At 73.7% G+C, this 8,580-nt stretch carries 15 protein-coding genes; 12 read left to right on the top strand and 3 right to left on the bottom strand.

Annotated elements, in window-relative coordinates; translation table 11 throughout:
* The coding region (locus CLV37_RS26530) for a helix-turn-helix transcriptional regulator (protein ID WP_211298979.1) at positions 1 to 703 on the top strand (703 nt) is incomplete at its 5' end.
* 4 nt (positions 704 to 707) lie between these two features.
* Here the strand turns inward: CLV37_RS26530 and CLV37_RS27965 are convergent.
* A complete protein-coding gene (locus tag CLV37_RS27965) occupies positions 708 to 860 on the bottom strand; it encodes a hypothetical protein (protein ID WP_170127536.1) in 153 nt (50 codons plus the stop codon).
* A gap of 339 nt (positions 861 to 1,199) precedes the next feature.
* On the opposite strand from CLV37_RS27965, the gene CLV37_RS26525 reads away from it, so the two are divergent.
* The 9 genes from CLV37_RS26525 (at position 1,200) to CLV37_RS26480 (ending at position 6,991) form a co-directional block, all read left to right on the top strand.
* On the top strand, positions 1,200 to 2,282 hold the full coding sequence (locus CLV37_RS26525) for a cyclic nucleotide-binding domain-containing protein (RefSeq protein ID WP_106215743.1): 1,083 nt from the start codon (positions 1,200 to 1,202) through the stop codon (positions 2,280 to 2,282).
* 239 nt (positions 2,283 to 2,521) lie between these two features.
* On the top strand, positions 2,522 to 2,749 hold the full coding sequence (locus CLV37_RS26520) for a MerR family transcriptional regulator (RefSeq protein WP_106215742.1): 228 nt from the start codon (positions 2,522 to 2,524) through the stop codon (positions 2,747 to 2,749).
* Complete coding sequence (locus CLV37_RS26515) at positions 2,746 to 3,063, top strand: hypothetical protein (RefSeq protein WP_106215741.1); 318 nt, start codon at positions 2,746 to 2,748, stop codon at positions 3,061 to 3,063. Before CLV37_RS26520 ends, CLV37_RS26515 begins: the two co-directional genes overlap by 4 nt.
* Before the next feature lie 379 nt (positions 3,064 to 3,442).
* Positions 3,443 to 3,832, top strand: coding sequence for a hypothetical protein (locus CLV37_RS26505; RefSeq protein ID WP_106215739.1), 390 nt, complete (start codon positions 3,443 to 3,445; stop codon positions 3,830 to 3,832).
* Positions 3,833 to 4,151: 319 nt separating this feature from the next.
* Positions 4,152 to 4,499, top strand: a complete 348-nt coding sequence (locus tag CLV37_RS26500; RefSeq protein ID WP_106215738.1) for a hypothetical protein — start codon at positions 4,152 to 4,154, stop codon at positions 4,497 to 4,499.
* A complete protein-coding gene (locus CLV37_RS26495) occupies positions 4,492 to 5,115 on the top strand; it encodes a hypothetical protein (RefSeq protein WP_146149627.1) in 624 nt (207 codons plus the stop codon). Before CLV37_RS26500 ends, CLV37_RS26495 begins: the two co-directional genes overlap by 8 nt.
* A 159-nt stretch (positions 5,116 to 5,274) precedes the next feature.
* Positions 5,275 to 6,129, top strand: coding sequence for a phage major capsid protein (locus CLV37_RS26490; protein WP_106215736.1), 855 nt, complete (start codon positions 5,275 to 5,277; stop codon positions 6,127 to 6,129).
* Positions 6,130 to 6,485: 356 nt separating this feature from the next.
* A complete protein-coding gene (locus tag CLV37_RS27960; protein WP_106215735.1) occupies positions 6,486 to 6,701 on the top strand; it encodes a hypothetical protein in 216 nt (71 codons plus the stop codon).
* Positions 6,698 to 6,991, top strand: coding sequence for an HNH endonuclease (locus CLV37_RS26480; protein WP_106215734.1), 294 nt, complete (start codon positions 6,698 to 6,700; stop codon positions 6,989 to 6,991). The genes CLV37_RS27960 and CLV37_RS26480 overlap by 4 nt, the downstream gene beginning before the upstream one ends.
* A 105-nt stretch (positions 6,992 to 7,096) precedes the next feature.
* On the opposite strand, the gene CLV37_RS26475 is transcribed toward CLV37_RS26480, so the two are convergent.
* Both CLV37_RS26475 and CLV37_RS27955 read right to left on the bottom strand, forming a co-directional pair.
* On the bottom strand, positions 7,097 to 7,279 hold the full coding sequence (locus CLV37_RS26475; RefSeq protein ID WP_106215733.1) for a hypothetical protein: 183 nt from the start codon (positions 7,277 to 7,279) through the stop codon (positions 7,097 to 7,099).
* Positions 7,280 to 7,524: 245 nt separating this feature from the next.
* Positions 7,525 to 7,695 carry a hypothetical protein gene (locus CLV37_RS27955; RefSeq protein ID WP_170127535.1) on the bottom strand — a complete coding sequence of 57 codons (171 nt, stop codon included), beginning with the start codon at positions 7,693 to 7,695 and terminating at the stop codon, positions 7,525 to 7,527.
* Between the two features lie 121 nt (positions 7,696 to 7,816).
* Here CLV37_RS27955 and CLV37_RS26470 point away from each other — a divergent pair, with 121 nt between their 5' ends.
* Both CLV37_RS26470 and CLV37_RS26465 read left to right on the top strand, forming a co-directional pair.
* A complete protein-coding gene (locus CLV37_RS26470) occupies positions 7,817 to 8,113 on the top strand; it encodes a hypothetical protein (RefSeq protein WP_106215732.1) in 297 nt (98 codons plus the stop codon).
* Complete coding sequence (locus CLV37_RS26465; RefSeq protein WP_106215731.1) at positions 8,110 to 8,343, top strand: hypothetical protein; 234 nt, start codon at positions 8,110 to 8,112, stop codon at positions 8,341 to 8,343. Before CLV37_RS26470 ends, CLV37_RS26465 begins: the two co-directional genes overlap by 4 nt.
* Positions 8,344 to 8,580 lie beyond the last annotated feature (237 nt).

Here is an 8,580-nt window from a genome sequence, read left to right as displayed (position 1 = left end):
CGTGACCAGTCACGTGACCGGTCTCCTGACCGTCGCTGAGACCGTCGCCGAGACGGGGGCGAGTGAGTCGACGATCCGCCGACGGCTCCGCGAGAAGGCGTTCCCGGGCGCGGTCCGGGAGACCGGCGGCGGGTGGCGCGTTCCGCGTGAGGACCTCGTCGCCGCGGGCCTGCTGACCGGCTCACCGGTCGAGGGGGAGGCCGTCGAGGAGACGGTCGTCGACGTCCGCGACCCCGTCGTCGTCGACGTCGCCCTCGTCGAGCGGGCCGCCCGGGCGGAGGCCCGCGTCGAGGTCCTCGACGGCCTGGCCGACGAGGTCGCCCGGCTCCGGTCGGACCTCGCCGAGTGGCGCGACCGGGCCGTCGGCGCGGAGGCCACGAGGGATGCCGCGGTCGCGGAGGCGGAGCGGTTGCGTGAGGTCGACGGACGACGGGCGGGGGAGTTGGCCGCCGCGGTCGAGCGGGCGGCCCGGGCGGAGGGTCGAGCGGAGGGACTTCTCGCGCGGATCACGCCGCGGGCGGTCGAGGCCGTCGACGTCGACTCGGACGTCGAGGACGCCGTCGTCGACGAGGAGGACGCCGTCGAGCCGGAGACGGCAGGGGAGACGCTCGCCGAAGAGGTCCCGCCGGTCGTCGACGAGGTCGAGGAGGTCGAACGGCCCGGAGCGTGGTCCGCGGTCCGCGGGTGGTTCCGGCGCCGGTAGGACCTCAGGACACCGACGCGAGGTGCTCGTCGAGTGCGGCGCGGGCGGCGACCTCGTTCGGGGCGACCCCGTCGGCCACCTCGCACCGGCAGCGCCACACCCATGCCTGATCCATCGCCTCGATGAACAGCTCGCCGTGTTCCTGGTCCTCGTCCATGTCACCGAACGTAGCGACAGCGGAACGGTCTATGTCGGCGATTGACCGGTTCGCCGGTCACGTCTCAGAAACGATCTGTCGGCGTGTCCTGCGCGGCATTCCGGGGCTGATCCGGAAGGGTCGCCCGGAAGTCCGCCAGAAAGGCGGAGGGGCCGCCCGCGACTGCGAATCGCGGAACGGCCCCCACCACTATCCGGACTCACATTCCGGAGAGCGGCCCGAACATGAGCGTAAGTGCCCCCGTCGAGACTGTCGACACACACGCCGATGAATGGGTGTCCGTGTGTACGTACACATGGAAAACCGGGCAACGGTCACGGTGGGTGATCGGCGACTGAGGTGCCGATCACGGCGCGTCGACGCGCCCCCTTCTCCTCGACGACCGAGACGTCCCCGGCTGCGCTGCGCTGGCGCGCGGCCCAGGCCGCCCGCCTCGTCATGTACCCGCCCGCGTGGCTGCGCCTCGTCGAGGACGTTGTCGTCGCTGAGACCGGGCGCCGGGACCTGCGGGACCACCTCCTGACCTACGTGCGCGCCCTGGCCTTCCGCGCCCGCGGGGACGCGACCACGTGCCTGACCAGGGCGGAGGCCGCCGACCTCCTGGGCGTCACGGAGCGGACCGTCTCGAAGCTGCGGCGGTGGCTGGCCGACCGCGGCCTCCTCCTGACCGTCGAGGAGGGCAGCACGGCGACCACCCGTGGCGCCCACGCCGCCCCGGGCCTCGACGGGAACCGAGGGGCTGTCTACCTCCTGACCCGACCGGTCGAGGAGGTCGTCGAGGATGACGAAACCCGTTGTCTCCCAACGCAGGAACTACGAAAGTTCACCCCCCCTCTCTCCGTCAGGAGAGAGGATCAACGGAACCCCGCGCGGGCGCGCGAGACGCCGTGCGCCCCGGCAACGGGGGAGCCTGGGCGGCGGCTGCGCCGGGATGGGGTGAGGTCGAGGGGGCAGCGGAAGTCCGACGAGCTGCGGCTCTCGATCGCGGTCCTCGACCGGCTCGCCGCCCTGGCCGAACATGAGCACGCCCCCCACCTCGACACCCTCGCCGCGGGCGTCGGCCCGGCGTTCCTGCGGTCTCTGCTGCGGGCCGCGGGCCTGCTCGACCTCGACGTCGAGGCGGTCGTCTGGGCGATCCGGCACGCCCCCGACGGGACCCGGCACACGGTCGGGACGGCCCCGGGGCACCCGGTCGCCGTGCTGCGCTGGCGCCTGGGCCTGTGGTCGTTCCTCGTCGCCCGGTACGGCCCGGAGATGCCGTTCCGAGACCTGCGCCGTCACCGCGAGGTCCTCGACGAGGTCCGGGTCCGGCGCGAGGTCGAGGCCCTCGACCGGGCGATCGGCGAGGCAGCGGCGGACGTCGGTCTCGTCGAGGTCCGGGCGATCCTCGCCGCCGGGCGGGCCGCCCGGGCGTCGGCCTGAGCTTGCACGCTCACAACCCGTGTAGCTGTTCTGCACACCGCCACTGGCCCCCGTACGCCGCGTGGCCTGCGGGGACGTGACTCCGGGGTGAGCACCTCCTGCGCGCCCCATGCACGGGGTCTGCACACCCGGTGAAAGTCGGCTCCCAGCGGGCCTAGCGTGGTTCCTGCCCGCCACGGCAACGCACGACGAACCCCCTCCGGGGGTCCTCGTCGTGCCCGGCGAGAGGTGGGCGCCCGATGGGCGAGAAGTACCCGGACGACGCGGTCGTCCGTGCTGAAGGGGCCGCCGCGGTGGTCGGCAAGAGCGTCGCCACGTTCCGGCGTCGGGTGAGGGCGCACGGCGGGCCGCCCTCGTACCGGCAGGGCGGGCACCTCGTGTACCGCGTCGGCGAGGTCCGCAGGTGGTGGGAGGCCGTCGAAAGCGCCCTCGTCCCGATCGAGACGGGCACCGGGGCGAGTCGATGAACCACGGCACCGCGGCGGCGGTCCCTGCCAGGACCGCCGCCGCCGACGAACACGATTCCCAGGTCCCGACCATCGTCGACGACGTCGGCGTCCGCGTCGAGACCGCCGACGAGGTCGCCGCCGCAACCGCGGCCCTCGACGGCGCGACCGCCGTCGTCGTCACCACGACGTCCCCGACCGGCGTCGAGCGGACCCGCCGGGTCGTGTGCCTGACCCTCGCCGGAGCGGAGGCGACCGTCGACCGCGCCCACGCCCGTGGGCACCGCGCGACCGCCGTCGTCGTCCGCCTCGTCCCCCTGGGGGCGATCCGGTGAGCGTCGAGGAACACCCCTCCGACGAGGACCGGGACCGTCTCCGCGACCGGTCGAGGCCCGCGTTCGTGGTCCTCGTCCGCACGCCGCGGGCCGCGTTCTCTCACGTCCGCCTGACGCGGGGCGCCGCCGACCGCAACGCTGCGGAACACCACCTCCGCGGTCGGTCGGTCCGTGTCGTCGAGGTTGCCGTCGTCGCCGTCGACGGGACGTCGCTGGACCCGTCGGTCCTCCCGGAACCGGGCGAGGAGGTCAAGGTCCCGAAGGTGTCGAGGCACCGCCGGAACTGGACCCGCCCCGCTGCGCCGGTCGACCTGTCGAGCTTCGACCGTCCCGTCCGCGAACTCGACGGCGACGAGGACCTCGACGGGCGGGGGACCTCGTGACGTGGACCCGCCTCGACGACAACCTGATCGCGACCCTGTTCGTTCAGGGCCTCCCGGAGCGTGCGTTCACGACGTACGTCGAGGTCCTCGCGTACGGGAACCGCTACCTGACCGACGGGGAGTTTCCGCGTCGGGCGCTGGCCCTGCTGCTCTACAGCCGCGAGGAGGCCGACGAGCGGCTGAAACTCCTCGTTGAGGCTGGCCTTCTCGACGAAACCCCCGACGGCTGGCAGGTCGTCGGGTGGGCCGACAAGGCGCACCAGGAGAAGGCGACGACGGTCGAGAACCGCCGCAAGGCGAACGCGGAGACGACGGAGCGGAGTCGCCTGCACCGCACCGGGAACCACTCGAAGTGCCTCCCCCGGAGCCGTTGCCGCACGGGCTGATCGGGCCTGTGACACGTCACGTACACCGTCACGTGACGCGTCACGTACACGGTCACGTGACGCCTACCCCTCCCATCCCCTCCCGACCGGAGGGAGGGAGGGATGGGAGGGGTGGCGCGGAACCACCAGCGGGAACCACCAGCGTGATTCGCCGTGATTCGCCGTGACCTGCCCCTGCCGTTGCCCTCGACCCATGGTCGGCCCTCCCGCGCACCCCCGGGGGCCGTGGGGTCGACCGCCAACCAGGCGCCGCGGCTGCGCCGCGGTGCGAACGACCCGGTCGACGTCCCGTCGACCGGCACGAGCACGAGGAGGAACCATGCACGAGCACGTGAACCGCGCCGGACCGTCGGATGAGGTCCTCGCCTCCGCCGCGGTGGTGGCGTTGAACGAGGCCGCCGCCGGGCACGGGGTCGAACTCCCGGACCCGCACCCGGACGACGTGGCGCCGAGGGCGACCGTCGATCCGGGCGAACTCGTCGGCGAGGCCCCCCACGGGTGGGCCGTCATGGCGTTGGCACCGCTGGACGGGGGCGCGCGGACGTTGGGGGTCGGGACGGTCGTCGAGACTGCGGGCGCGGCCCGTCTCGCGGTCGCCTACGTCCGGGCGCGTGGGTGGCAGGCCCAGGCCCGCCCGCACGAGGTCGAGGAGGCGCACTGTGCCTGAGCGCGAGGACACCACGTCGGCGCCTGTGGTCGGCCCTGAGACGTCCGCGGCCCCGGAGCGGGACGGAGGGGCCGCCGGGACCGGATCGGGCGTCTCCGGGGCGCCTGGGGCCGATTCCGGGCCGGTCGAGGATGGGGCCGGCGATCGGGTCGAGGCTCAGGACGAGGCCGGGACCGGCGACGAGTCGGACGGGGACGACGAACCCGACGGCGACCGGGACGAGGACCGCGGGCACCGCGAGGCCGCCCGTCGTCGTCGTGAACTGCGCGAGGCCCGGGCGGAGCGGGACCGCCTCGCCGCGGTCGTGGAGCGGTTCCAGCGCCGCGACGTCGAGGCGTTCGTCACGGAGAAACTCGTCGACGCCGCCGACGTGTGGCGCGACGGCCTGACCCTGCCCGACGTTCTCGACGACGACGGCGACGTCGACGCGGTGAAACTCGCCGCCGCCGTCGACGCCCTCGTTCAGGCACACCCGCACTGGGCCGTGGATCACGGAGACTTCCGCCGTCACGGCGGCGGAGGGCGCGGGTCGGCCCCGACCCCGGAGGGGGTCGGCACGCGCGCCCTGGGCGCGGCCCTGGCGGCCGCTGCCGGACGTGCCCCGACGAGGCGTTGACCGGGTAACGTTGACCTCGACGACCGCGAACTCGCCCAGGGGGCGCCGCGGTCGTCGAGGCGGCCCGGGACGGGCACCGCGCACGGCCCGGGATGGGCGGCACGGGAACGCACCACCCACACCCCACGCGCTACCCGTGCGCCGTCCCCAGGAGTCCCCATGCCGAACAACACCACGAACACCGCCGCGATCCTGCGACCCGAACAGGTCGCCGACCTCGTCATCAAACCTGCTCTTGCCCAGGCGATCGCGGCCCAGGCGACGACGGTTCAGTCGACCGCCTCGAACTCGCTCCGCATCCCGCTCGTGACGTCCGACCCGACGACCGGGTGGGTCGCGGAGGAGGCGGAGATTCCCCTCTCGACGATGGGCCTCGACGAACTCGTCGTGACGCCGTCGAAGGTGGCCGGTCTCGTGTCGGTTTCTCGCGAGGCCGCCGACGACACCTCTCCCGCCGCGACGACCTCGATCGGTAACGGCCTCGCCCGTGACATCGCCCGCAAGCTCGATGCCGCGTTCGCCGGGAACCTCGCGTCCCCGGCGCCGAAGGGCCTCGCGTCCCTGAAGGACGCGGACGTGTCCCTCGTGACGAAGTCCGGCGCGTTCGCCAACGGCGACAGTCTCGACGCGTTCGCCGAAGCGGCCTCGATGGTCGAGGTCGAGGGCGGTTCGATCACGGCATGGTTGGCCCACCCGAACGACGCCCTCGCCCTGGGCAAGCTGAAGGCGGAGACGAACTCCGTCGTCCCGCTCCTGTCCGCCGACCCGACCCAGGCCGCACGCCGGACGATCGAGGGCCGCCCGGTCCTCGTGTCCCCGTCGATCGCGCCCGGGACGATCTACGGCGTCGACAAGCTCGTGACGTTCCTCGTCCTGCGCGAGGACACCCGCGTCGAGGTCGACGGGTCGGCGTTCTTCACCTCCGACCGCATCGCCGTCCGCGCCGTCATGCGCGCCGGGTTCGGGTTCGCCAACCCCAAGCGCATCGCGCGCGTCAAGGTCACGACCTCCTGAGCCTCCGGGCCGCCGTCACCCTTGTCAGTGCCCGACGGCGGCCCGGTTCGCGTTGACCCCTCTCACGCACCCCGGGCGGGCCCGGGGTCGGGTCGACGAGTCCGACGCCTCCGCCCGCCCCGTGTCCTCTCAGACGCGGGCGGGCGGAGGTGGTCGGCCCCCACCACCTCCGCCGGGATCACGCACGCACGACCGGCGACGAGGGACCGCCCCCGGGCGGTTGTCCGGCCCCGGTCGTCGTTCGGCGGGTAGCCGGTCCCCCCGCCTCCCGGGCGTCCACCCGGGAGGCGGGACACACCCACACCCCCACCCCCACCTGCACCCCCCGACCCCCCCCCGCCGTCGAGGAGGCCCCCGTGCCACGCCGGACCCGCCCCACCCGTCAGACCCGCCGACGCCTGCCGACCCTCGACGTCGTCGAGGCCGCCGACCACGACGCCTACACGGAGCGGATCGCCCGGCGCCTCGACCGGCGCGCACCCGTCAAGGACCAGGCCGTCGACGTCGAGGCCGACCACGTCGAGGGCGCCGCGCCGGACGCCGCCACGACGTCCACGAGGGGGCGGCGATGACGACGTCGAGGACCGGCACGAACGAGTGGAAGAAGGCACGGGCGCGCGTCCTGGCGCGCTCGACGGTCTGTCACCTGTGCGGCCTGCCGGGCGCGAACGAGGTCGACCACGTCGTCCCGTACTCCCGCGGCGGCGGCGACAACGAGGAGAACCTCCGCCCCGCGCACAGGTCGTGCAACCGGAGCAAGGGCGCACGGATCACCGGTCCCGTCCTGCCCCGCACGCGCGCCGAGGTCGCCGTCGCCATGCGCGAGTGGGAGCGGACGGTCGGGCCGTCGCGGGAGTGGTGACGACCCCCGAAGGGGTATGGCGGGGGACCCCTCGCGAGGGGTCGCAGAGTCGCTAGCTCGGGAGGCGATTTCTCCCTCCGCGTCGTGTGACCGCCACGGTTCGGCCTACTCGTCCGGGTCGGGATCGTTCCCGCCTGTCAGAGCGCGCACGAGGGGAGTGAGGGCGATCAGGACCCCGGCGACGAGACCGAGGGCGGCGATGTTGGCCCCCGGAACGAGCACGGCGTAGACGCACATGCCGACGATGGCGGCGACGATGAAGCGGACGAACGGGTCGAGACGGCGCACAGTGGCTCCTATGACGAGACACCCGACGCGACGAACGCGACGGGAGACCCCCCGATGCCCGGGGGCGTCACATGAGCAGGCACCTACCTCCAGAAGACCTGACCGTGGGCGACCTGCTGTCGCCCGTCGTGACTGTGAACGCGCACGATTTTCCGGCTGTTCCCGGAGCGACCGGTCACGTTCAGTGCCCGCCGGCCTCGCCCTCCGTGTTCGGGCCGAGGCCGTCTAGGAGGTCCTGTTCGACCTCAGCGGAGCGGGATCGTGTCGAACGGCGGTTGGCAGCCGCGCGGGCACGCGAACCCGGCGACGATCTCGCAGACCGGCTCGTCCTTCTGGTGCGAGTCGACCGTGTTCACGGTGACGCGTGCGCCGGAACGCTGGCAGTCCGGGCACGTGACGGTGCGTGTGGTGGGCATGGGTCCTCCTCGGGACGACTGGGTAGGTGCTACGTCGAGGGCACCATGCCGAAGCGGTTAGTGTCGCGGACCCCTCGTGCGGACCTTGCCGATCCCGGCGACGCGGGGCGACCCTCGTCTAGTGACGCGCCCCTCCCCCGTTCCTCCCGGACCGACGGACCACGATCGCCGGATCGCCGCGATCGAGGCGGACCGCTCGTACGCGGAGTGGGCGGCCCGCCTGCCCGACAACCTGCGCCCGGCGGAGTTCCCGACCGCCGCCGACGCACGGGCCGCGGTCCGGGTCGCCGACGACCTCCTCGTCGACCTGACCCCCGTCGCGACCTGGGCGTGCCTGGGCCGTCGGCACGGAGAGTGCCGGGGCGTCGAGGAGGAGGACGCGTCCCGTCCCTGCGCCTGCTCCTGCCACCGGTCGTGACCCAGGCCGACGGCGTCCGGGCGTGGTGGTCGGCCCTCGACGAGGTCGACCGGCGCCGGGTCCTGCGCCTGGGCGACGACGACCTCCTCGCCGAGGACCTCGCGACCGGTCTCGCGATGCACGGCGTGACCGTCGTCCCCCTCGACCGCTCCCCCGTCGACGGGCGTCCCTCCGGGTGGGCCCCGCCGGACGTCCTGCTCGACCTCCTCGTCGAGGTCCGGGCGTCCTGACGGGGTCGTGTCGGAGGCGTGTGGTCGAGTGCTCGACGACGGCCCGGGACGGTCGGCGCGACGGGGAAGGTCGCGCCGGGCGCCTCCGGGCCGTCGTCGTCTCCCCCGGCGAGCCTCCTCGCCGTTGAGGGCGCCGTCGGTCACGGTGACCGGCGTGACCGGTCAACGAACGCGACACCCTGTCAGCCGTGACAGGCATGACAGGCCCTCCCACCTGCGGCGATGGTCACGTGACCA

It is taken from the genome of Kineococcus rhizosphaerae, assembly GCF_003002055.1.
Classification (GTDB): domain Bacteria; phylum Actinomycetota; class Actinomycetes; order Actinomycetales; family Kineococcaceae; genus Kineococcus; species Kineococcus rhizosphaerae.
The sequence above is the reverse complement of the archived record's forward strand: the minus strand, read 5'-3'. Positions and strand labels throughout refer to the sequence as shown.